This window comes from Lachnoanaerobaculum sp. OBRC5-5 (assembly GCF_000296385.1).
GTDB lineage: Bacteria > Bacillota > Clostridia > Lachnospirales > Lachnospiraceae > Lachnoanaerobaculum.
Window position 1 is genome coordinate 680,398 of the sequence record NZ_JH815185.1, and the last position, 24,130, is coordinate 704,527.

At 36.0% G+C, this 24,130-nt stretch carries 24 protein-coding genes; 23 read left to right on the forward strand and 1 reads right to left on the reverse strand.

The window, feature by feature from the left end; all coding sequences use genetic code 11:
- Nucleotides 1-6: 6 nt before the first annotated feature.
- Nucleotides 7-1,077 (forward strand): zinc ribbon domain-containing protein, encoded by a 1,071-nt coding sequence (locus tag HMPREF1135_RS03080; RefSeq protein WP_051007207.1) that lies wholly within the window; start codon nt 7-9, stop codon nt 1,075-1,077.
- Nucleotides 1,078-1,175: 98 nt separating this feature from the next.
- Here HMPREF1135_RS03080 and HMPREF1135_RS03085 read toward each other — a convergent pair whose 3' ends face one another.
- Nucleotides 1,176-1,586, reverse strand: a complete 411-nt coding sequence (locus HMPREF1135_RS03085) for a PaaI family thioesterase (protein WP_007591890.1) — start codon at nt 1,584-1,586, stop codon at nt 1,176-1,178.
- A 393-nt stretch (nt 1,587-1,979) separates the two neighbouring features.
- On the opposite strand from HMPREF1135_RS03085, the gene HMPREF1135_RS03090 reads away from it, so the two are divergent.
- The 22 genes from HMPREF1135_RS03090 to rimM all read left to right on the forward strand — a co-directional run bounded on the left by HMPREF1135_RS03090 (nt 1,980) and on the right by rimM (nt 24,128).
- A complete protein-coding gene (locus HMPREF1135_RS03090; RefSeq protein ID WP_007591891.1) occupies nt 1,980-3,152 on the forward strand; it encodes an ATP-binding protein in 1,173 nt (390 codons plus the stop codon).
- Between the two features lie 147 nt (nt 3,153-3,299).
- Nucleotides 3,300-4,310, forward strand: coding sequence for a rod shape-determining protein (locus HMPREF1135_RS03095; protein WP_007591892.1), 1,011 nt, complete (start codon nt 3,300-3,302; stop codon nt 4,308-4,310).
- Between the two features lies 1 nt (nt 4,311).
- Nucleotides 4,312-6,546 carry an SF1B family DNA helicase RecD2 gene (recD2, locus tag HMPREF1135_RS03100; RefSeq protein WP_007591893.1) on the forward strand — a complete coding sequence of 745 codons (2,235 nt, stop codon included), beginning with the start codon at nt 4,312-4,314 and terminating at the stop codon, nt 6,544-6,546.
- Between the two features lie 27 nt (nt 6,547-6,573).
- Nucleotides 6,574-7,254, forward strand: a complete 681-nt coding sequence (locus HMPREF1135_RS03105; protein WP_255347317.1) for a ComF family protein — start codon at nt 6,574-6,576, stop codon at nt 7,252-7,254.
- 67 nt (nt 7,255-7,321) lie between these two features.
- Nucleotides 7,322-7,945: a hypothetical protein gene (locus HMPREF1135_RS03110; protein ID WP_007591897.1), complete on the forward strand. Its 624-nt coding sequence runs from the start codon at nt 7,322-7,324 to the stop codon at nt 7,943-7,945.
- 103 nt (nt 7,946-8,048) lie between these two features.
- Nucleotides 8,049-8,747: a UMP kinase gene (gene pyrH, locus HMPREF1135_RS03115; protein WP_007591898.1), complete on the forward strand. Its 699-nt coding sequence runs from the start codon at nt 8,049-8,051 to the stop codon at nt 8,745-8,747.
- A gap of 40 nt (nt 8,748-8,787) precedes the next feature.
- Nucleotides 8,788-9,342 (forward strand): ribosome recycling factor, encoded by a 555-nt coding sequence (gene frr, locus HMPREF1135_RS03120; protein WP_007591899.1) that lies wholly within the window; start codon nt 8,788-8,790, stop codon nt 9,340-9,342.
- Between the two features lie 100 nt (nt 9,343-9,442).
- Nucleotides 9,443-10,150, forward strand: a complete 708-nt coding sequence (locus HMPREF1135_RS03125; RefSeq protein ID WP_007591900.1) for an isoprenyl transferase — start codon at nt 9,443-9,445, stop codon at nt 10,148-10,150.
- Entirely contained in the window at nt 10,150-10,950 is an 801-nt protein-coding gene (locus tag HMPREF1135_RS03130) for a phosphatidate cytidylyltransferase (RefSeq protein WP_007591901.1), read from the forward strand. The genes HMPREF1135_RS03125 and HMPREF1135_RS03130 overlap by 1 nt, the downstream gene beginning before the upstream one ends.
- A gap of 4 nt (nt 10,951-10,954) precedes the next feature.
- The gene (gene dxr, locus HMPREF1135_RS03135) at nt 10,955-12,094 is read left to right on the forward strand and encodes a 1-deoxy-D-xylulose-5-phosphate reductoisomerase (RefSeq protein WP_007591907.1); all 1,140 of its coding nucleotides are present in this window, start codon (nt 10,955-10,957) and stop codon (nt 12,092-12,094) included.
- Nucleotides 12,091-13,122 carry an RIP metalloprotease RseP gene (rseP, locus tag HMPREF1135_RS03140; protein WP_007591908.1) on the forward strand — a complete coding sequence of 344 codons (1,032 nt, stop codon included), beginning with the start codon at nt 12,091-12,093 and terminating at the stop codon, nt 13,120-13,122. The genes dxr and rseP overlap by 4 nt, the downstream gene beginning before the upstream one ends.
- A 24-nt stretch (nt 13,123-13,146) precedes the next feature.
- A complete protein-coding gene (ispG, locus tag HMPREF1135_RS03145; protein WP_007591910.1) occupies nt 13,147-14,205 on the forward strand; it encodes a flavodoxin-dependent (E)-4-hydroxy-3-methylbut-2-enyl-diphosphate synthase in 1,059 nt (352 codons plus the stop codon).
- Nucleotide 14,206: 1 nt separating this feature from the next.
- Nucleotides 14,207-18,655 (forward strand): PolC-type DNA polymerase III, encoded by a 4,449-nt coding sequence (locus HMPREF1135_RS03150; protein ID WP_007591911.1) that lies wholly within the window; start codon nt 14,207-14,209, stop codon nt 18,653-18,655.
- Between the two features lie 181 nt (nt 18,656-18,836).
- Complete coding sequence (locus HMPREF1135_RS03155; RefSeq protein ID WP_007591912.1) at nt 18,837-19,172, forward strand: helix-turn-helix domain-containing protein; 336 nt, start codon at nt 18,837-18,839, stop codon at nt 19,170-19,172.
- A complete protein-coding gene (locus tag HMPREF1135_RS13650) occupies nt 19,173-19,931 on the forward strand; it encodes an ImmA/IrrE family metallo-endopeptidase (RefSeq protein ID WP_007591913.1) in 759 nt (252 codons plus the stop codon).
- On the forward strand, nt 19,915-20,469 hold the full coding sequence (locus HMPREF1135_RS03165; RefSeq protein WP_442852200.1) for a hypothetical protein: 555 nt from the start codon (nt 19,915-19,917) through the stop codon (nt 20,467-20,469). The genes HMPREF1135_RS13650 and HMPREF1135_RS03165 overlap by 17 nt, the downstream gene beginning before the upstream one ends.
- Nucleotides 20,470-20,494: 25 nt before the next feature.
- Nucleotides 20,495-21,142 carry a DarT1-associated NADAR antitoxin family protein gene (locus tag HMPREF1135_RS03170; RefSeq protein WP_007591918.1) on the forward strand — a complete coding sequence of 216 codons (648 nt, stop codon included), beginning with the start codon at nt 20,495-20,497 and terminating at the stop codon, nt 21,140-21,142.
- A 140-nt stretch (nt 21,143-21,282) separates the two neighbouring features.
- On the forward strand, nt 21,283-21,624 hold the full coding sequence (ylxM, locus tag HMPREF1135_RS03175; protein ID WP_334290530.1) for a YlxM family DNA-binding protein: 342 nt from the start codon (nt 21,283-21,285) through the stop codon (nt 21,622-21,624).
- A gap of 10 nt (nt 21,625-21,634) precedes the next feature.
- On the forward strand, nt 21,635-22,990 hold the full coding sequence (gene ffh, locus HMPREF1135_RS03180) for a signal recognition particle protein (RefSeq protein ID WP_007591922.1): 1,356 nt from the start codon (nt 21,635-21,637) through the stop codon (nt 22,988-22,990).
- Nucleotides 22,991-23,058: 68 nt separating this feature from the next.
- Nucleotides 23,059-23,301, forward strand: a complete 243-nt coding sequence (rpsP, locus tag HMPREF1135_RS03185) for a 30S ribosomal protein S16 (protein ID WP_007591924.1) — start codon at nt 23,059-23,061, stop codon at nt 23,299-23,301.
- A gap of 12 nt (nt 23,302-23,313) precedes the next feature.
- Nucleotides 23,314-23,541 carry a KH domain-containing protein gene (locus HMPREF1135_RS03190; protein WP_007591925.1) on the forward strand — a complete coding sequence of 76 codons (228 nt, stop codon included), beginning with the start codon at nt 23,314-23,316 and terminating at the stop codon, nt 23,539-23,541.
- A gap of 77 nt (nt 23,542-23,618) precedes the next feature.
- Nucleotides 23,619-24,128 carry a ribosome maturation factor RimM gene (gene rimM, locus HMPREF1135_RS03195; RefSeq protein WP_007591926.1) on the forward strand — a complete coding sequence of 170 codons (510 nt, stop codon included), beginning with the start codon at nt 23,619-23,621 and terminating at the stop codon, nt 24,126-24,128.
- The last annotated feature ends 2 nt before the right edge of the window (nt 24,129-24,130 follow it).

Genomic DNA, 24,130 nt, shown 5'->3' on the forward strand with positions numbered 1-24,130 from the left:
GCATATATGTTTTGTTCAAATTGCGGTAAACAGATTGAAGATAGTGATAAAGTATGCGGTTTTTGCGGTGTGCCTGTACAAAGCGAAAGCAATGTTACATTAAGTAAAGATAAGCCGGATAAAACCGACAGAAATGTAGAAATACAAGGTAATGCAAAAATACAAGGTAATGCGGAAATACCGAACTTTATCAAAAAAACAGCTTTAGTATCGGCAGGTATTTACATCTTATCCAGATTTATGATTTATATTGTTGACATATTTGACAGCTCAAGAACAATGATAGGTGTTCTGTTTTATATTTCATTGCTATGTATTATTTCTTTAGTGATGATAGTAGGGCTTTTAGTTCTGAATTCAAAGAACAAAATAATATTGGCTGTACCTAAGATATTCATCATAATTTCCTCAATACCGGTAATATTTCTTTACTACCGATATTTTAGAAGTGGATTTATGTTTTCTGATTTGTTAAAAGCTGTATTTATATATCCTACAAGTTTTGTGGCCGCAATCGATGATTGTGTCGTATTTGTTGTGCTATGTATACTGGCATTAAGTAAAAATAAAACGCTTGTTAAATTTTGTGGATTTATATTGATTTTAACAGTATTGCGCCATACGGTAAGTACAATTTATCTTACTTGCTACGAATTTACTACGATATTTGAGGACTTATTCAGTCTTGCAAGTTTAAGTACTCTTTGTTGGATTATAGCGACAATATCTTTTTATGTATATGAAGTATGTATATTCTTCATTATGTGGAGTATGAGTGTATGTGGAAAACAAGCTGTAAATACAGTCGGTAGAGAAAACGAAATAAGAAATGTATACGTAGAGAACACGGCAAATACCAATGAACTTGATGAACCAAGTACCGGTATAAATGTTTTATGTTTCTTTATTCCTGTAATAGGTTTGACTCTATACTTTGCATGGAAGAATATGTATCCTAAAAAGGCAATAACCGCACTTAAAGTTGGTTTAATAGGATTTTTAACTTGGACGGTATTAAGCGTTGTATTAAGATTGTCTATAGACTTTATAGTTTATTGGATGATTTCGAATATTTAATAGTAATTGATGTATGAAAATTAATATTTAAGATAGAATAACGGTCAAAGCGGTTAGCTTTGGCCGTTATTTTGTATCATATTTGTTATACTGTATATTTATATCTCTATCGCTTTCCCAAGCGACATAAATGAAAATATACCGACTGCAAGCTCGACATCGTCCTGATCTTTTACTGATATGCTATAGACGGAGATTTTCTTTCCTTTCTTTATCTCTGTGGCAGTAGCGGAAAGTTCTTTAGTATTTAATCCGGCACGCAGATAGTGGAAGTTTCCGTCTATTGTAGTAACATGTATTCCGTAGGAACTTGCGGCGGCACCGCCTGCTATGTCGGCGATAGTATAGAGGCAGCCTCCATGTATTGAACCTATGGGATTTAAAAGTTCTTTTGTGACTTTCATTTCAGCTTTGGCATAGCCGTTTGAAAGCTCGGTAAGTTCTATGCCAAGTAATTTTGCAAAGTTGTTGTTTATATTTCTAAAAGATTTCAGTTTCTCATAATCCATATGCATCCTCCTGATAATCGGAATTTACTCCGATTGATTTTAATAATTATACAATAAAATGTACCATATAAGAATATCATTTTTATTTTACACGTAATAATATGTATTGTATTAATGAAATACATGTGCTAATATATCTAAGTAAAATTTAATTGGTTTATATTTCAGCCATTGTTTTTAGAATGAATCGTACTACCTAGGGCGTAGTGCGTCAATTTTAAAGGCAATGGCTTTTTGCTGTGCTTTTTTGCACCTTGAAAATTAAATCCGCAGATGCAAATGACGGCCGGCCGGTGAAGTATGCGAAGACCTAATAAAGTGAGCATGCCAAGGAAGAGTTATTACAGACTGCGACAATAACAAAATAATTTTAAAAAGAAAAGAGGTATGGCAATGAATAAAACAAATGAAATACGTAAAGAATTCTTATGTTCAACATCAATAGTATATACAGGTGAATTTAACGGTGAGATATATGGTGTCAGTGACAGATTTATGACCTATGGAATGTATTTAAAAGAAGGTGAGACTTTGGGATTTGAAATTGTAATGAATCAGGGTGAGCCTTATAAAAACTATATATACTTGGATGCGGACAAGAAGGTTTCTACAGATGAGTTTGACTGGATTTTCGGTAATTACGCAAAGGTAATTCCTGACAAGTATATTTTGGAAGATAAAACACCAAAAGAAGACATTTTTGATGATATAGTGGGTAAGCGTAACTATATGGATGAACTACAGGCTTTGGTGGGTATAAAGACTGCAAAGGATCAGGTGAAAAAGATTTTGGCATTTGCAAAGATGAGAAAAGCTATGGAGGAAAAGGGAGAACAGTTAGAGCCTATAACTTTGAATATGGAATTTGTCGGAAATCCGGGTACTGCAAAAACCACTGTGGCAAGGATTGTGGCAGGATTACTGAAAGAAATCGGCATTGTAAAAACAGGAGAGTTTATAGAGGTGGGAAGAGCCGATCTTGTAGCACAGTATGTGGGTCAAACAGCTCCCATGGTACAAAATGTATTTCAAAGGGCAAAGGACGGTGTTCTCTTTATAGATGAGGCGTATTCACTTTTGGAAGAAGGAAGTGGAGGATTCGGTGATGAAGCTATAAATATGATTGTTCAGGAGATGGAAAACAACAGAAAGGACATTATAGTAATATTCTCAGGTTATCCTGATGAGATGGATGAGTTCTTCTTGCGAAATCCGGGGCTTAGATCAAGAGTACCTTTTAGAGTGAGATTTGATGACTATACTACAGATGAACTTGCAAATATCTGTGAGCTTGAAGCAGGTAAAAGAGGATTTTTAACAGATATTAATGCAAAGGCATTTATTAAAGAAATCTGTGCGAGCTCTGCCAAAAATGTTGAAAACGGAAACGGAAGATTTTGCAGAAATCTTGTGGAAAGGGCTGTTTTAAACTTTGCATTAAGAAATTACGGAGGAGATGAAGTTGAAGCCGATATTGAATATATATTAAAAAGGGAAGATTTTTGTGACGTAAATGTTTTTGAAGAGAAGAAATCAACTATCGGTTTTCAAGTTTTTGCCTCATAATTTTAGTCAAAAGCGGTTTTACATAGAAATATCGTATTTCTTTATAATTTATTTCTAAATATTGATATTGGCTAATTTCATTATTTGTTGTAGAATAGTATACAGTGTGTTACATTAAAATTTATAATAAGTAGTTTGGAGGAGAATATGTTTTGGTTTACATCCAATGACATTGGTATAGATCTTGGAACAGCAAGTATCTTAGTTTATATAAAGGGCAAGGGTGTTGTTTTAAAAGAGCCAAGTGTTGTAGCTATAGATAGAGAAAACGGCAAGATACAGGCCATAGGTGAAGAAGCCAGACTTATGATCGGAAGAACACCGGGAAATATTGTGGCGGTAAGACCGCTTCGTCAGGGTGTTATTTCAGATTATACAATAACAGAAAAGATGTTAAAGTACTTTATCGACAAGGCTGTAGGAAAGAAGACTTTCAGAAAGCCGAGAATTGCAGTATGTATCCCGTCAGGTGCTACTGAGGTCGAGAAGAAGGCTGTAGAGGATGCAACATATTCTGCAGGTGCAAGAGAAGTTAAGATTATCGAGGAGCCTGTAGCTGCCGCTATAGGTGCAGGAATTGATATTGAGAAGGCTGTAGGAAACATGATAGTTGATATCGGTGGAGGTACAGCGGATATTGCGGTTATATCTCTTGGAGGTACTGTTGTAAGTACTTCAATTAAGATTGCAGGTGACGATTTCGATGAGTCTATTGTAAGATATATGAGAAAGAAGCACAATCTTTTGATCGGTGAGAGAACAGCGGAAGAAATTAAGATTAATATCGGTGCAGCATACAGAAGACCTGAGGTTCTTACTATGGAAGTTAAGGGTAGAAACCTTGTAACAGGACTTCCAAAGACTATAGAGGTTAACTCTGATGAGACTTTAGAGGCACTCAGAGAGCCTGCAATGCAGATCGTAGACTCAGTTCACAATGTTTTGGAGAGAACACCTCCTGAGCTTGCAGCCGATGTATATGACAGAGGTATTGTACTTACCGGCGGTGGTGCATTACTTTCAGGTCTTGACGCTCTTATTGAGGAAAAAACAGGTATTAATACAGTGATAGCTGACAATCCTTTGACAGCTGTTGCTATAGGTACAGGTAAGTTTATCGAATTCAGAACCGGTAATAAGGGAGATTCTAAAAAATAATATGTCAACAGTATCAGGCTATATCGAAAAAATCATTTATAGGAATGAAACTAATGGCTATACTGTACTCAGCGTGGAGGCCGATGATGACGACTATGTCCTTGTCGGTACCTTCAACTATATCGCTGAAGGCGAATTTATAAAGGCAAAGGGAAATATGAAGCTGCATCCAAACTATGGAGAGCAGCTTTTTGTCGATGAATACGAAATCATAGAACCTAGAGAACTTGACAGTATACAAAAGTATCTGGAATCTTCCGCAATAAAGGGTGTAGGCGAGGCACTGGCAAAAAGAATAGTTAAAAAATTCAAGATGGACACTCTAAGAGTGATGGAAGAAGAACCTGAAAGACTGGCTGAAGTCAAAGGTGTAAGTGAAAAGCTTGCAAGATCCATAAGCGAACAGATACAGGAAAAAAAGTCCATGCGTGATGCTATGATTTTTTTACAAAAGTTCGGTATCAGCATGAAGCTTTCAGCAAAGATATATATGGAATACGGAAGTAAAATATATACTATAATAGAGACCAATCCATACAAACTTGCAGATGATATAGACGGTATAGGTTTTAAGATTGCAGACGATATTGCCAAAAAGGTAGGTATTACAGCCGATTCCAAGTTTCGTGCCATTGCCGGGGTGGAGTATATTCTATCAAATGCCATGATGTCCGGACATTTATATCTGCCTGATACGGTTTTAAATGCTGAGTTCCTTGATTTATTCGGTGAAAATATATTTGACTTTGATTCTTTACTTTCAGAGATGCAGATGGAAAAAAGAATCGTTGTGAAGAAAAACGAAGAAACTCAAGTTTATCTTTCACAATGTTATTATACTGAGCTAGCCGTGGCAAAAATGTTGACAGATATCAATATAAAAGCAAAGTATGATATAGAAAAGATAGAAGATAAAATTCTAAAAATTGAGGATAAAGAAGGTATTGTCCTTGATGATTTGCAAAGGCAGGCGGTAATAGAGTCCATAAGCAGCGGTCTTATAATAATTACCGGAGGACCGGGAACCGGAAAGACTACGACTATAAATACTATTATCAAATACTTTGAAAGCGAAGGCGAAAGTATTGCGCTCGCGGCGCCTACGGGAAGAGCGGCAAAGAGGATGTCTGAGGCTACATCATATGAAGCGAAAACTATTCACAGACTTTTGGAAATAACACCTAATAACAGTGATAATTCAAGCAATATAGGCACTCATTTTGAAAGAAATGAAGACAATCCGCTTGAGTCAGATGTACTTATAGTGGATGAGGTCAGTATGGTGGATATTTTCCTTATGAATGCACTATTAAAGGCTGTAGCAATAGGAACCAGACTGATTTTAGTAGGAGATATAAATCAGCTTCCAAGTGTAGGACCGGGAACAGTGTTAAAAGACATGATTGATTCAAATTGCTTTAATGTTGTAAGGCTTAATAAGATATTCCGTCAGTCCACAGGAAGTGATATTGTTGTAAATGCGCATAAGATAATGACAAATGAAGAGATTAATTTGGGTAAGAAAAGTAATGATTTTATTTTTATTAAACAGAGCAATCCCGAGCATGTAATGGCTTCCGTTATTTCCCTTATAAGAGATAAACTTCCTTCATATGTAAAAGCATCTACAAATGAACTTCAGGTCATGACTCCTATGAGAAAGGGCCCTCTCGGAGTGGAACTGTTAAATTCATTTTTACAAAATAAACTTAATCCTGCAAGTAACTCCAAAAAAGAAAAAGAATATGATGCCACAGTCTTTAGAGAAGGCGATAAGGTAATGCAGATAAAAAACAATTACCAAAAAGAGTGGTTCGTATACAATGAAAAACATCTGCCGGTGGATAAAGGGCTTGGAGTTTATAATGGTGATACCGGAATAATTAAAGAAATAGATATGTTTTCAGAAAGCTTCACTGTTTGTTTTGATGACGGTAAGGTTTCCAATTATGAGTTTTCGGAGTTTAACGAAATTGAACTTGCATATGCCATTACTGTTCATAAATCACAGGGAAGCGAGTATCCGGCTGTAATTATTCCCATTTATAAGGGACCTGCAATGCTTATGAACAGAAATCTTATATATACGGCTGTTACAAGAGCAAAAAAATGTGTGGTACTTGTAGGTATCCCCGAAGTGTTTTACAGTATGATTCAAAACACTAAGGAGATGGCAAGATATACCGGTTTAAAATCCAAAATAATTGAGCTTTCCATGTTATCTAAGGAGGATTAGGACATTTTTAAAAACATAGTTGATATTATTTACCCGAGAAGATGTCCTGTGTGTGAAGAAATAGTAAATGAAAAAGGTCATCTTATATGTAAGACATGTATAAAAAAGCTTCCTTTTGTAAAAGAACCCTATTGTATTAGATGCGGTAAGGAAATAATTTCAGAAGATTCCGCCTACTGTGACGAGTGTAACTTAGACAGAGAGTTTGAAGCCGGTAGAGGACTTTGTAATTATACAGATGAGATGAGTCATATCATACTTAAAATTAAGTATGACAATAAAAGAGAGTATATTGAAGGCTTTGCAAAGCTAATGGCAATTCGCTATGAAAAGTTTGTTAAAGTCTCAAATATTGACTGTATCATGCCTGTTCCGCTTCACAGCTCACGAAAGAGGATGAGAGGATTTAATCAGTCCGATATATTGGCAAAGGATTTATCAAAGTATTTGGATATTCCTGTAGTACATGACTGCCTTTGCAGAATAAAAAAGACTATAGATCAAAAGGGCTTAAGCAGAACGGAGAGGCTTCACAATCTTGACAATGCATTCATGGTAAGGAATTTGCCCCAAAATATTAAAAATATTTTGATTGTTGATGATGTATATACTACAGGTACTACCATAGAAAAATGCGCAAAAATCTTAAAAGATTCAGGAGCAAACAAAATTTATTTCTTAACCATATGTACAGGAAGTATAAGTTAGTAGTACAATATACTTAGGTTTACAGTTCTTAAAACCTTACATTTTAACTTCCGGGAGGACATAATTTATGAAAAAGAGTTTATATCTGTTACCTTTAATGATCGTAATGCTTTCTGCTTGTGGAAATAAACAGGCGGATGTAGCGGCGACTGCAAAAGCGGATGAGAGTACGGTGGAAGCCACACAAAAAGATGAGACTACGGTGGCTGCTACACAAAAAGATGATGCCGCCACTAAAGACTCAAAGAGAGTTGAGAAGGAGTTTGGAAGCTTTATTGTGGCTGAAGGATTCGCTGAAGCAAAGGAACAGTCGGGAGGCGGAAGATATTTTTATGTTGTGGAGGGTCATGAACATGATGCAAGACCAAATAATATCTCTATAAATACCGGACATCAAAATTACAACTTGGATGAAAGCGAAAAGTTTGCGGAGTCTACCACATGGCAGTTAAATATGCAGATAAAGCAATACGGTTTGGATGCTGTAGTTTACGGTTCATCAGGAAAAACCGATGCAGGAGATATAATGTATATCTTTGATATCAAGTTTAATGACAGTGATGAGATAGATCGTCAATACTATATATTAAGAGATAAAAAATATGTGATGGTATTTATGTCAAACTTTGACAATGATGAGTCTGTAAACAAGGCGGCGGAGCTGATGGCAAAGAGTTTTGAGTGGAAATAAATTTTCTTTGTGCAAACTTTAAGGGTTTATTTTGACATTGTATAACTATTTTCCCTATGGTATACTTGTGTCATAATTCCAAGTAAAAAGGATAGAAGAATCTATGCAAAATAAAAGAGTAATGTTGAAACTGAGCGGTGAAGCTTTAGCTAAATCTGAGGGCGGTTACAACGAAGATAAAGTAAGAGATATTGCAAAGCAATTAAAGCCTTCTTTGGCTGCAGGTACAAATATAGGTATTGTTATCGGTGGAGGTAACTACTGGAGAGGCAGAACATCTGAGGCTATAGACAGAACAAAAGCGGATCAGATAGGAATGCTTGCAACCATTATGAACTGTATTTATGTATCTGAGATATTCCGTTCGGAGGGAACAGATACTGCAATCTTTTCAGCATTTGCATGTGGAGATATGGCGGAAGTATTCTCAAAAGACAGAGTAAATGAAAGATTTAAAGAGGGTAAGGTTGTATTCTTCGGTGGCGGTACAGGTCACCCATACTTCTCTACAGATACAGGTATAGTTTTAAGGGCTATAGAGATGGATGTAGATATGATACTTTTGGCAAAGTCTATTGACGGAGTATATAATGCAGATCCTAAGGTAGATCCTAATGCCAAGAAGTATGACACACTTACAATTCAGGAAGTTATTGATAAGAGACTTGCTGTAGTGGATTTGACCGCTTCAGTAATGTGTCTTGAGCATAAGATGCCGCTTGCAGTGTTTGATTTAAATGAAGAGAATTCTATAAAAAATGCACTTGACGGTAAGATAAACGGAACAATTGTGACAGTGTAAATTGTATTATATTTAATAAACATAATTTTAAGGAGATTTTATGCAAGAGAGTATTAAAAAGTTTGAAGAGAAGATGACTAAATCTATCGATGTTTTGCTTGAGGAATACGCTTCAATCAGAGCAGGAAGAGCAAACCCTCATGTACTTGACAGAATAAAAGTTGAATATTACGGAACACCTACACCTATTCAGCAGGTAGGAAACATTTCAGTTCCTGAGCCAAGAATTATACAGATAGCACCTTGGGAGAAGTCTCTTTTAAAGGAAATCGAGAAGGCTATCAATATGTCGGACCTCGGTATCAATCCTACAAATGACGGTTCATGTATCAGACTTATCTTCCCTGAGCTTACAGAAGAGAGAAGAAAAGAGCTTGTTAAGGATGTAAAGAAAAAAGGTGAGGCATGTAAGGTTGCTGTCAGAAATATCAGACGTGATGCTATAGATGCTATCAAAAAACTTGAAAAGGCCGGAGAGTACACAGAGGATGATTTAAAGGACGGCGAAAATAAAATACAAAAGATTACAGATAAGGCTATTGAGAGAGTAGATAAGGCTATTGAAGACAAGTCAAAGGAAATATTAACAGTTTAATTAGCCGACTTCATATCAGTAGAGACAAATAGTTTCTAAAGTTTAAGAAGGTGGGCTTCCACCTTCTTGTTTTATAGTTTAAAGTGAATGGAGTATAAATTTGGAAAACTTAGTTATACCGAAAAGCATTGCCATAATACTGGACGGCAATGGAAGATGGGCTGAAAGAAGAAACCTGCCAAGAGCAATGGGACATAAAGCCGGATGTGAGGCGCTTGAAAAAACTGTTGAGGACTGTGTGAGGCTTGGAGTGGATTGCCTTACAGTATATGCTTTTTCTACAGAAAATTGGAAAAGATCTGTAGTTGAAGTAAGTGCTTTGATGAAGCTTCTCAGATTTTACATGGTGAAGCTTATTGATGTTGCAAATAAAAACAATGTAAAGGCTGTAATGATCGGTGATGAGAGCAGATTTGATCCCGATATCAGAAAAGGAATTCAAAAGCTTGTGGATGCAACAAGTAAAAACACAGGTATGACTTTTGCCTTTGCTATAAATTACGGTGGAAGAGATGAGATAAAAAGAGCTATAGAGCATATAGTGGATGATGCCGGCGCCGGAGTTATTTCAAAAGAGAATATAAATGAGGAGCTTATATCCTCATATTTAGATACAAAGAATTTGCCGGATCCGGATTTGCTTATTCGCACAAGCGGTGAGCTTAGAGTTTCAAACTTCTTACTTTGGCAGATAGCATACAGTGAGTTTTATATTACGGATACCTTGTGGCCGGATTTTGATAAGGAAGAGCTTTTGAAGGCTGTTGAGAGCTACAGCAAAAGACAGAGGAGATTTGGAGGTCGTTAATGTTTTTTACCAGACTGATAAGTGGAATAGGACTTTTGATAGTGGCTATCTTGGCTTTTTATATCGGTAATTTACCGCTTATAATATTATCCGCATTGATTTCCGTTATAGGTTTATTTGAGTTTTACAGAGCTTTGGACCTTGATAAGAAAAATATTGTATATCTTGGATATGTGTATTCATTGATATATTATTGCTTGATTTATTTTAAATTAAATCAATATATATTCTTTTCAGTGATAGCATTTCTTATGCTTATTTTTGCAATATATGTATTTACATTTCCAAAGTATAAGACCGAGGAGATATCGCTTGTATTTATGGGAGTGATGTATATTCCGATACTGTTTTCATATGTTTACAATACCAGAACATATGAAGACGGACAGTATCTTGCATGGCTGATACTTATATCCAGCTGGGGCTCGGATACATGTGCATATGCGGTAGGTTCACTTTTCGGAAAGCATAAAATAGCTCCTGTACTAAGTCCTAAGAAGTCTGTAGAAGGCAGTATAGGCGGAGTTTTGGGTGCCGCTCTTATAGGTGGTATATTCGGCTTTATATTGTCGGGACATTTTACAAGTACTTTCTCACCTGTATTTACCTGTGCGGCTTCATGCGCCATAGGTTCTGTAATATCACAGGTTGGAGATGCACTTGCCTCAGCTATAAAGAGAAATCATAATATAAAAGACTATGGAAATTTGATTCCGGGACATGGTGGCATACTTGACAGATTTGACAGTATGATATTCACCGCTCCTGCAATCTTTTTTGCAATATATTTTTTGGGTTAAATAAATGAAAAAAATATCTATTTTGGGGTCCACAGGATCCATAGGAACACAAACACTTGATATAGTGAGAATAAATAATGATGTGGAAGTGGTAGCACTTTCCGCACACAAAAATATAGATTTACTGGAAAAGCAGATACGAGAGTTCAAGCCTAAGATGGTAGCCATATGGGAGGAAGCTGACGCCAAAATTCTTTCGGATAAAGTAAAGGATTTGGATGTAAAGGTGAGCTTCGGTATGGAAGGACTGATAGAGGTTGCCACTGTTTGTGATGCGGATATAGTGGTGACGGCTGTTGTAGGCATGATAGGTATAGAACCTACTATTGCCGCAATTAAGGCAAAGAAGGATATTGCACTTGCAAATAAGGAGACACTTGTTTGTGCAGGTCATATTATAATGCCTCTTGCAAAGGAGACTGGTATAAATATATATCCTGTTGACTCTGAGCACAGTGCTATTTTTCAATGTCTTGATAAGAACAATCCTATCAAGAAGATTTTGCTTACCGCTTCAGGAGGTCCTTTTAGAGGATTTAGTAAGGAAGAATTAGAAAATGTTACTCTCGAAGATGCTCTAAAGCATCCGAATTGGAGTATGGGCAAAAAAATCACCATAGATTCTGCTACAATGATTAACAAGGGATTGGAGATAATAGAGGCGTCGCATTTATTTGATGTGGATATTGATGATATTGAAGTGGTTATACAAAAAGAATCCATAATTCATTCTATGGTAGAGTTTAAAGATAACGGAATTTTAGCACAGCTTGGTACACCTGATATGAAGTTGCCTATTTCCTACGCTATTTTTTATCCGGAGAGACGATATATATCTGAGGAAAGAGTGGACTTTTCAAAACTTTCAACTTTAAACTTTTCAAAGCCTGATTTGGATGTATTTGAAGGACTTAAGATGGCTATATCGGCAGGAAAAAAGGGTGGAAGTGCACCTACAGTTTTAAATGCCGCCAATGAATGGGCTGTAGATAAATTCTTAAATAAAAAGATTGGATTTACAGATATACCGCGTTTCATAGGTCTTGCTATAGAAAATCATCAGTTCAAGGAGAATCCGTCTCTTGAGGATATCCTATCATTGAAACAGTGGACCGAAGAGTATCTGGAAAGGATAAAAATTTGAATATAGTTATTGCACTGATTATTTTTGGAATAATAGTATTAATACATGAGTTTGGACATTTTCTTTTTGCCAAACTCTCAGGAGTAAAAGTTGTAGAGTTTTCTGTAGGTATGGGACCTAGAATTTTTTCTGTAAAAGGAAAAGAGACCAGGTACTCACTGAAACTCTTACCGCTTGGCGGTTCCTGTGCCATGTATGGAGAAGATGAGGATGAAGATGCACCGGGAAGCTTTAACAGTGCACCACTTTTAGGTAGAATTGCCACTATTGCGGCAGGACCTTTTTTTAACTTTATTTTGGCGTTTTTAGTTGCCATATTTATAGTTGCAAATGTAGGAGTGGATAAACCTGTGATAAGCGGATTTGTATCAGGACTTCCGGCTGAGAGCTCAGGGCTTATGGTAGGCGATGAGATAGAAAAAATTAACGGAAGAGAGATTTTCTTTTACAGAAGTGTTTCCACATATCTGTTTATGAATCAGGGTAAGGACATTACACTTACAGTAAAAAGAAATAATGAAAAACAAACAATAACCGTTACACCTGTGTATAATGAGGAATACTCTCAATATATGATAGGTATAAAAAGCTCAGGATATGAAAAGCTGAAAAATCCTTTTTCTGTACTGAGGTATTCTGTTTTGGAAGTAAAATATACTATTTCCATGACTGTTGATTCACTTATATACCTTCTCAGAGGCAGAGCAAGAGCAAGCGAGATAAGCGGACCTGTAGGTATTGTAAATATGATTGGAACTACGGTGAATGAGTCAAAACCGTACGGAATATTTGTTGTGCTGCTTTCATTGTCACAGATGGTTTTGCTTTTAAGTGCAAACCTTGGAGTAATGAATTTACTTCCACTACCGGCACTTGACGGTGGAAGACTTATCTTTTTATTCCTTGAGGCGATATTCAGACGACCGTTAAACAGAAAAGTGGAAGGCTATATCCATTTTGCAGGTTTTGCTCTCTTAATGCTTTTGATGGTTTTTGTAATGTTTAATGATATAAGAAAGATTATATGATGATAAACATCATTGGAGTAAATAATGAGAAAGAAAACAAGATTAGTACAAATAGGAGATAAATATATAGGCGATGACATGCCTATTCTTATACAGTCGATGTGTAATACAAAGACTGAGGATGTTAAAGCGACTGTAGATCAGATTTTACGACTTGAGGACGCAGGATGTGACATAATAAGAGTTGCAGTACCAAATTCGGAGGCCGCCTTAGCGATCTCCGAGATCAAAAAGCAGATACATATACCTCTTGTTGCAGATATTCATTTTGATTACAGACTGGCACTTGAGGCTATAAAGTCAGGTTGCGATAAGATAAGGATTAATCCCGGAAATATCGGAAGCAGTGAAAGAATAAAAGCTGTAGTGGATGCCTGTAAAGAAAGAAATCTTCCTATAAGAGTCGGGGTAAACTCAGGTTCTTTGGAGAAAAATCTTATAGAAAAATATGGCGGTGTCACTGCTGAAGGTATTGTAGAGTCTGCACTTGATAAGGTCAAAATTATAGAAGATATGGACTATAACAATCTGGTTATAAGTATTAAATCTTCCGATGTAATGATGTGCGTAAAGGCACATGAGCTTATTTCACAAAGAACTGATTATCCACTTCATATAGGTATTACGGAATCCGGAACGGTAAAAAGAGGTATGATAAAGTCATCCCTCGGCCTTGGTATTATATTGTATCAGGGAATCGGTGATACTGTCAGAGTTTCACTAACAGGTGATCCGGTAGAAGAAATCTTTGCGGCAAAGCTTATATTAAACAATCTCGGCCTAAGAAAGGGCGGTATTGAAGTTGTATCCTGTCCTACATGTGGAAGAACAAATATTGATCTTATAGGTCTTGCAGGTAAGGTTGAAAAGCTTGTAGAAGGTTATGATCTTAATATAAAGGTCGCTGTAATGGGATGCGTGGTAAACGGACCTGGAGAAGCAAAGGAAGCCGACATAGGAATTGCCGGTGGAATAGGCGAGGGGCTTTTGATAAAGAAGGGCAAGGTGGTAAAGAAATTGCCTGAGAATGAACTTTTAGCAGCCCTTAAAGAGGAGCTTGATATATTGTCAAAAGAGGCATAGAATGTTAAAAAAATTCAAAGATGTTTTTCAAAGTTTAGAATGTTCAGGACATATTGATGAACTTTTAAACTTTGTTTTTGTGGAAAAAGTAAGCGCCAGCAATGATATGTCTTTGATAAAGATAAATATAATTGCCGAGAGAATAATAGAGAAGAAAACAATCCTTGATTTGGAAAAGCTTATAAAGGATAAGATGTTTCCAAAGAAGAATGTTAAAATTAAAATATTTGAAAAATTCAAACTATCAAGCCAATATACCGCCAAGAATCTTTTTGAGGCATATAGAGAGAGCATACTTCTGGAAATAAAAAACTATAAGATATCACAGTATGTTATTTTAAACAATGCCTGTATAACATTTGACGGTTCATACATGGACATGACGGTTGAGAAAAATCCTTTAAATGAAAGTGTAATTGATGAGCTTGTAAGAATACTTGAAAAAATATTTAATGAAAGATGCGGAATACTTTGTACGGTAAGGCATAAGTTTATTGCAAGAAAAGAAAAGAATGAAGAGATAGAGTATGCCGAGCGAACTGTTACAAAGAAAAGCGATAACAGTGATTTTGTTACCGGAAATGCAAATGCGGCCTGGGAAAGCGGTGAAAATAATGAAGCTGCAAAACCAAATGAAAAGGCGGCCAAGTCAAATTCCCAAAATGATAACGGTAAGAAAAAGTTCGGAAACAAAGGCTTTGATAAAAAAGGATATGCACCTAAATATACAAAACAAAAGTCGGATAATCCGGATGTTATTTATGGAAGAGATTTTGATGACAATTTTATAAAACTATCAGACCTTATCGGAGAGATTGGAGAAGTAACTGTCAGAGGAAAGATAATAGAGGTTGAAAGCAGATATCTTGAAAGAAGTGATTCCACACTTTATATTTTTGCAATTACAGACTTCAGCGATTCCATTTATGTAAAGATGTTTGTTCGTGGCGAGCAGTTGGATTCGGTTAAGACAAACATAGTCAAAGGAAATTACATAAAAGTAAACGGTATGGCTCTCATCGATAAATTTGACAGTGAGCTTACAATTTCATCTATAAAGGGAATAAAAAAATGTGAGAAGTTTGAAGAGAATATCAGAATGGACAATGAGCCTGTAAAAAGAGTTGAGCTTCATTGCCATACGAAAATGAGCGATTTTGACGGTGTTTCTTCAGCTTCAGATATAATAAATCAAGCTAAAAACTGGGGAATGGATGCAATTGCAATTACAGATCATGGAAATATTCAAGGTTTTACAGAAGCCAGCCATGTGAAGAATCCACCTAAGATAATATACGGTGTAGAGGGTTATCTGGTAGATGATTTAAAGGAACTTGTAACCAATCCTATGGATAAGACTTTGGATGACGGTTTTATAGTATTTGATATAGAGACCACAGGATTCTCTGCCAAAAACGATGCAATCACTGAGATAGGTGCGGTTAAGGTCGTAAAAGGAGAGATTGTAGACAGGTTCTCAACATTTGTAAATCCAAGAAGACCTATTCCTTTTAAGATAGAAGAACTTACACATATCAGTGATGCAATGGTAATGAATGCACCTGTTATAGAGGATATACTTCCGGAATTTCTGGATTTTTGTGAGGATTATATTATAGTCGCACATAATGCGGGTTTTGATACGGGATTTATACGTGAGAATGCAAAGAGAATAAACAGAGAGTATAATCCTTCAATAATAGATACTGTTGCAATGGCAAGACTACTTTTGCCGGATCTTAACAGATTTAAGCTGGATACGGTATGTAAAGCTTTAAATATATCTTTGGAAGGTCACCACAGAGCTGTAAATGATGCCGAAGCAACAGCACAGATCTGGGTGGAATTTATAAAAAGACTTAAAAGCAGAGGATTGTCCAAATTATCGGAGGTGGCAAGCTTAGGTGAGACCAATGCGGATATAGTAAAGAAAACCAAATACAATCATGTAATAATACTTGCAAAAAATGATATCGGAAGAATAAATCTTTATAAATTAATTTCATTATCGCATATTGATTTCTTTAATAAAAGACCCAGAATCCCGAAATCTATTTTAGCAAAGATGAGAGAGGGGCTTATTATAGGAAGTGCTTGCGAACAGGGAGAGGTTTATAAGGCTATTTTAGATGATGCTACAGATGATGAATTAAACAGAATTGTATCATTCTATGATTACCTGGAGATTCAACCTATAGGCAACAATATGTTCCTTTTGGAAGATGAGCAAAATGATATTCATTCCATAGAAGACTTGCAGGATATAAACAGAAGGATTATTGAGCTTGGAAATGTATATGAAAAGCCTGTAGTTGCCACCTGTGATGTGCATTTTTTAAATCCTGAGGATGAAATATATCGAAGAATTATATTCTATGGAAAGGGATATAAGGATGCGGATACACAGCCACCTCTATATCTTCGTACAACTAAAGAGATGCTTGATGAGTTTGAGTATCTCGGCAGTGAGAAAGCCTATGAAGTGGTTGTTACAAATACAAGAATGATTGCGGATATGGTGGAGGTGATATCACCGGTAAGACCTGATAAATGTCCGCCTGTTATAGAAAATTCGGATGAAGATCTGACCAATGCCTGCTATAAAAAAGCACATGAACAGTATGGTGAAGTATTGCCTAAGATAGTGGAAGACAGACTGAAAAAAGAGCTGAATTCCATTATCTCAAACGGATTTGCGGTTATGTACATTATAGCAAAAAAGCTGGTGGAAAAGAGCAATGAAGACGGTTACCTTGTAGGTTCAAGAGGATCTGTAGGTTCTTCCTTTGCGGCATATACCTCAGGAATAACAGAGGTTAATCCGCTGCCTGCACATTATTACTGTGACTGTAAATATGTGGACTTTGATTCACCTGAGGTAAAGGCATTTGCAGGAATGGCAGGCTGTGATATGCCTGATAAGATTTGTCCGAAATGCGGTAAGAAACTTAAAAAAGACGGATTTGATATTCCTTTTGAGACTTTCCTCGGATTTAAAGGAGATAAAGAACCCGATATAGACCTAAACTTTTCAGGAGAATATCAGCCAAATGCCCATGAATATACCGAGGTGATATTCGGTAAGGGTTATACCTACAGAGCCGGAACTGTCGGTACTCTGGCAAACAAAACGGCATACGGTTATGTAAAGCATTATTTTGATGATAAAAATGAAAGTAAGAGAAAATGTGAAATAAACAGACTTGCTGTAGGCTGTGAAGGTGTAAGAAGAACTACAGGTCAGCATCCGGGAGGTATTATAGTTCTTCCTCACGGTGAGGAGATCTATACATTTACACCGGTTCAAAGACCGGCAAATGATATGACAACAAAGACCATTACCACACATTTTGATTATCATGCTATTGACCACAATCTTTTGAAACTTGATATACTGGGACATCAGGATCCTACAATGATAAGAATGCTTCAAGACCTTACAGGTATTGACCCTGTTAAAGATATTCCACTGGATTCAAAGGAGACTATGAGTCTTTTTCAAAACACCTCGGCACTTGGTATTGAGCCGAAGGATATACTCGACTGTCCGCTGGGTGCTTTAGGAGTACCGGAGTTTGGTACAGACTTTGCTATGCAAATGTTAATTGACACCAAGCCACAGGGACTTTCAGACCTTGTAAGAATTGCAGGACTTGCACATGGTACCGATGTTTGGCTTGGAAATGCACAGACCTTGATACTTGAAGGCAAGGCAACCATCAGAACGGCCATCTGTACCAGAGATGATATAATGATTTATCTTATAGAACAGGGACTTGATGAGGGTGAATCCTTTAAGATAATGGAGAGTGTAAGAAAGGGTAAGGGACTAACAGACGAATGGGTGGAACATATGGAGGAAAAGGGTGTGCCTGACTGGTATATCTGGTCCTGTAAGAAAATAAAGTATATGTTCCCGAAGGCCCATGCGGCGGCCTATGTTATGATGGCATGGAGAATTGCTTACTGTAAGATATTTTATCCTTTGGCATATTATACGGCATACTTTACCATAAGAGCTACAGGATTTAACTATTCTCTTATGTGCATGGGAAAGGATAAACTTGAGTTTAATATTGCTCAGTATAAGAAAAATCCCGATACCACAGCCAAATATGCGGATACTCTTCGTGATATGAGAATAGCGCAGGAGATGTACGCCAGAGGTTTTGAGTTTGCAAAGATAGATCTTTTCAAAGTGCATCCTACAAAGTTTCAGATAATGGATGACGGCAAGATAATGCCTTCTCTTTCAAGTATTGAAGGCCTTGGCGAAACTGCTGCAACGTCCATAGTCAATGCTACAAAGGCCGGACCTTTCATATCAAAGGACGATTTCATGTCCAGAGCCAAGGTCGGAAAGAGTACATGCGAACTTCTTGACAGCTTGAACTTACTGGGAGATTTGCCGGAGAGCAATCAGATATCGTTTTTTGATTTGATGGGGTAAAATGTAATGACTACATGAAAGCGACTGAAGGTGATTTCGGTCGCTTTTTATAAGTTTGTTTATAGCTTCTTATTATAAATATTTATGAAATATAAAACTTGTCATATTTTTAAAAGTTTATTACCTTTACTTTATGACAAAGAATTGCTATAATATTTATATCTAATTGGAGGAGTAATTTATGATGGATTTGATTGATATTGGAAAAAGAATAAAAAGTCTTAGGAAAGATGCCAATCTTACACAAAGTAAAGTTGCAGAGTTTTTATCATTAGATCAAAGTATGATAGCAAAAATAGAAAGAGGAGATAGAAGTGTAAGCTCGGATGTTATTGAAAAACTTTCCTATCTTTTTTGTTGTACAACAAATTATATTTTGACAGGTGAGGATCCAGAACAAAAATGTATGATTTCCTTCAGATCCGGTGATATCACAGAGAGCGACTTGGAATCATTGACAATAATTAATAAGATAGTTTTAAATCAATTTGAGATGGATAAAATTGCGAGGCTATAGATGATTAATAAAATGGAAATAAGTAGTAAAGCTGCACTTCTTAGAAAGAGATTGGGAGAAGATGAATCATCACCTATTGATATATTTCAACTGGTGCAGACAATAGATAAACTTACACTTGTTTTTTACCCTCTGAATAATAATATAAGTGGAATTTGCTACAAAGGAAAAAGTTCAAACGTAATTGTAGTTAATTCGGATATGTCTATAGGTAGGCAAAGATTTTCTCTTGCACATGAGCTTTATCATTTATATTTTGATGAGAGCAGTATTAGTTCGGTAAGTTTAACAACTATAGGTAAGGGCGATGAAAACGAAAAAAAAGCCGATCAATTCGCATCATATTTTTTAATACCTCAATCATCTTTGTATGGAATGATTGAATCTATTAAGGGAAAAAATAAAAATGATAAGCTTAATATAGAAGATGTTATTAAAATTGAACAGTATTACGGGGTCAGTCATAAAGCAATATTATATAGACTGATTGAAGAAGGAGAAATTAATTCGGAAGATATAAAATCAATGGAAATAGGAGTTATCACACTCGCTGCCAGATTAGGATATGATACGGCAATTTATTATCCTTCTGCAAAAGACAAAAAGAAAATGGTATTGGGACATTATATAGCTTTGGCCGAAAAGCTTTTAGATGAAGAATATATTTCATATGGTAAATATGAAGAAATACTGTTGGACGGTTTTAGAGATGATATAGTTTATGGAATTGAAGGGGAGGACGGTGTTATTCTTGATTGATTCTATATTTTTTGATACGGATTGTATAAGTGCTTTTTTATGGGTTAAAAATGAAAGTTTACTCGAAACAATGTATTCAGGGAAAATTGTTATTCCTAAGGAAGTTTATGATGAACTTAATAAGCCTTCAATTCTACATTTAAAACATAGAATCGATCAACTTATTTCAAGAGGTTCTGCTAAAATAATGACAATGGACATTATGACAGAGGAATACGATTTATATAGGAATCTCACGACAATATCTGAATATAATCACAAAGTAATAGGTAAAGGTGAGGCGGCATCTATTTCATTGGCCAAAAAGTATAATGGAATATTGGGTAGTAATAACCTAAGAGATATTAAATATTATGTTGATAAATTTTCATTAAAACATATTACAACGGGAGATATACTTGTTAAGGCATACGAAGACAATTTAATAACAGAAGATCAGGGTAATATTATATGGTCAGAAATGTTGTCTAAGAGAAGAAGAATAGGAGCTAATTCATTTACTGAATTTTTAAATATAAAAAAATATGATAATAATTAAAAATTAATAACAAAAGGGGGAATTTATGGCAAAAAGACCTATATTTATTGCAAGGGATAAGTATCCTTTTTATACAGAGAAAACAATTGAATTTGAGTATTTTGGAGGATTTTCTGAAAGTCAAAAGAAAAAATCAATTAACTCTCTTCACAATTCTTATAAAGAACAAGGTGGAGGTAATGTTTTAGAGATTTCAACTAAGGGAGATAATAAGCTCGGGATAAACCTAAGTGCCTTTAACTTATTGACCTGTATAAACGGGAATCAATATAAACTTGAATGTGTATTTCAAGGAAGTAAAGTGTTTGAACATGGTGGACCGTATACAGATTTATATGATGTAAAACCGTGGGAGGCAAAGAAAGATAGCCGCTTAAGAGAAAGTGGAAAGGTAATAGGATTTAATTTGTTCGGAAAAGATTTTAAAAGCGAACCTAAAGATTTTTTCTATAATTGGATCTACATAAATGCCTTAGCTAAAAATAAGAAATATTTGGAAGAACTTGATATGTATGAGGCATTTACAGATATTGAGTTTAATCCGAATAAATCTATAAACTGCCAGGCCAGATCTGTTGCAATTGCAGTCGGCTTAAAAAAAGCCGGTATATTGGAAAAATGTATTTCGGATGAAAAAGTTTTCTTAAGTGAAGTTTATAAGGTAACTTGTTAGAAAATATATCAAAGCAGTTGATGTTAAATTTTTATTAGGAACTTTCAAGCTGTCAAGTAAAAACTTTCAAGCTGTCAAGTAAAAACACTTGACAGCTTCTTTTTATGCTGTTATACTCTCACAGTATGGAAAATAATGATATAGAAAAATATATCAATCAAGGTATTCTTTATGATTTCTATGGGAAGCTTTTGACAGAGCATCAGCAAAGAATTTATGAGGATGTGGTTTTCAATGATTTGTCACTGAGTGAGATTGCTGAAAATGAAGGAATAAGCAGACAGGGTGTGAGCGATCTTATAAAAAGGTGCAATAAATCACTGGTTTCTTATGAGGAAAAGCTTGGTTTGATAAAAAAGTTTGATGAAACAAAATCTTATGTAAAAGAGATACAAAGGATTGTTAAGATATATCAGGACACAAAGAATGAAGAACTTATATCAAAGATAGAAGAGCTTTCATTCAAGATACTGGATGTATAGGAGGTTTTAAATGGCTTTTGAAAGCTTATCCGAAAAACTTCAAAATGTTTTCAAAAATCTTCGTGGCAAGGGCAGACTTACTGAGGATGATGTAAGAGCCGGATTAAAAGAAGTAAGACTGGCACTTCTTGAGGCTGATGTAAGTTTTAAGGTTGTAAAGGATTTTATAAAGAGTATTCAAGAAAAGGCAACAGGTGCTGATGTACTCAATTCACTTACACCGGCTCAGCAGGTTATCAAAATAGTTAATGATGAGATGGTTTCTTTGATGGGTAGCGAAACTACTGAAATAAAGATTAAACCGTCCGGAGAAACAACTATAATATTGATGGCAGGTCTTCAGGGTGCAGGTAAAACAACCACTACCGCTAAGCTTGCCGCAAAATTAAAGAAAAAAGGTAATTCGCCGCTGCTTGTAGGTTGTGATATCTACAGACCTGCCGCTATAGAGCAGTTAAAAAGAAACGGTGAAAAGGTGGATGTGCCTGTCTTTGAGATGGGAACCGATCACAAACCTGCAGAGATTGCTAAAAGAGCTGTGGAGTTTGCTAAGGAGAATCATCACAACATTATATTCCTTGATACTGCAGGTCGTCTGCATATCGATGAAGATATGATGAATGAGCTTATAGAGATAAAAGAAAATGTAAGTGTTGATGATATCATTTTGGTAGTAGATGCCATGACAGGTCAGGATGCGGTAAATGTAGCCGAGACCTTCAATGAAAAGCTTGATATTACCGGAGTAATACTTACAAAGCTTGACGGTGATACTAGAGGTGGTGCGGCTCTTTCAGTACGTGCCGTCACAGGTAAGCCGATACTCTATGTAGGTATGGGAGAAAAACTCTCTGATTTGGAGCAGTTTTATCCTGACAGAATGGCAAGCAGAATTCTCGGTATGGGAGACATACTTTCTCTTATTGAAAAGGCCGAGATGGATATGGACAGTGAGAAAGCTAAAAAGCTCTCACAAAAGATTGCCAAAGCGGATTTTGATTTCAACGATTTCCTTGATCAGCTTGAACAGCTTGAGAAGATGGGCGGCATGGCGAGTGTACTCAGCATGTTGCCGGGAATCGGTGGTAAGGCTGCATTACCTGAAGTGGATGACAGCCAGATGATAAAGATAAAAGCCATTATTCAGAGTATGTCCGAAAAGGAAAGGCTTGATCCGAGTCTTTTGAACCCTTCAAGAAAAAACAGAATTGCAAAGGGTTCAGGTGTAAATATTGCTGATGTCAACAGACTTGTAAAGCAATTTGAACAGATGAAAAAAATGATGAAGCAATTCCCCGGCATGATGAAGAATGGTAAAAAGAGAGGAGCCCTTGGCGGACTCTTCGGAGGAAAATTAGGTTTTTAAAGGATTTTATTCTAAATAATTAGAATTAATCATATATAGATTTTTATAGCTATTAGGAGGATAATAAAATGGCAGTTAAGATGAGATTAAAGAGAATGGGACAGAAGAAGGCACCTTTCTATAGAGTAGTTGTTGCTGATGCTCGTTCACCAAGAGACGGTAGATTTATCGACGAGGTTGGTTACTATGATCCAACAGTTGAGCCAAGCGTAATCAAGTTTGATGAGGAGAACACAAAGAAGTGGCTTGCAAACGGTGCACAGCCGACAGATAGAGTTGCTAAGCTCTTAAAGAGTGCCGGATTAGTATAATAAGGACTGATTATGAAAGAAGTCATTGAGGTTATAGCAAAAGCTTTGGTAGATGACCCGGCTCAAGTAAAAGTTGAAGAGACAATCGATGGTGATACTACTATATGTACATTGTCTGTAGCCGAAGCCGATATGGGTAAGGTTATAGGTAAGTCAGGAAAGATAGCTAAGGCTATTCGTTCTATTATAAAATCAGCATCTATAAGAGCTGAAAAAAGGGTAGTATTAGAAATAAAATAACAAAACAAGCTGCTACATTTGTAGTAGCTTTATTGTTATTTAAAGGCTGTATTAAGTAATTTTTGAAAGTGAACAAAATGATAGATAGATTTAGAGTGGGAGTAATCACAAGCTCTCATGGAATAAAAGGTGAGGCAAAGGTATATCCTACATCTGATGACCAAAACAGATTGAAAAAGATAAAGAAAGTATATGCAAATATTAAGGGAGTTGAGACTGCACTTGATATTGAAACTGTCAGATTTCAAAAAAATATGGCACTTGTAAAGTTTAAGCAGTTTAACACTCCTGAAGAAATACAGGTACTTAGGAATACTGATTTGTTTGTAGACAGAGACAATGCCACACCTTTAAAAAAGAATGAAAACTATATTGCGGATCTTATAGGTCTTGATGTAATTGATGAAGAAGGTATTTTACTTGGTAAGGTTACAGATATATTCCCTACAGGGGCTAATCATGTAATGGAAGTGGATATGGGAGAAAAGAAAGTATTATTCCCATATATCAGCCAATGTATACTGGATGTGGATCTTGAAGAGGGAAAGATTAGAGTCCATGTTTTGGACGGACTTTTGGATTTATAGAT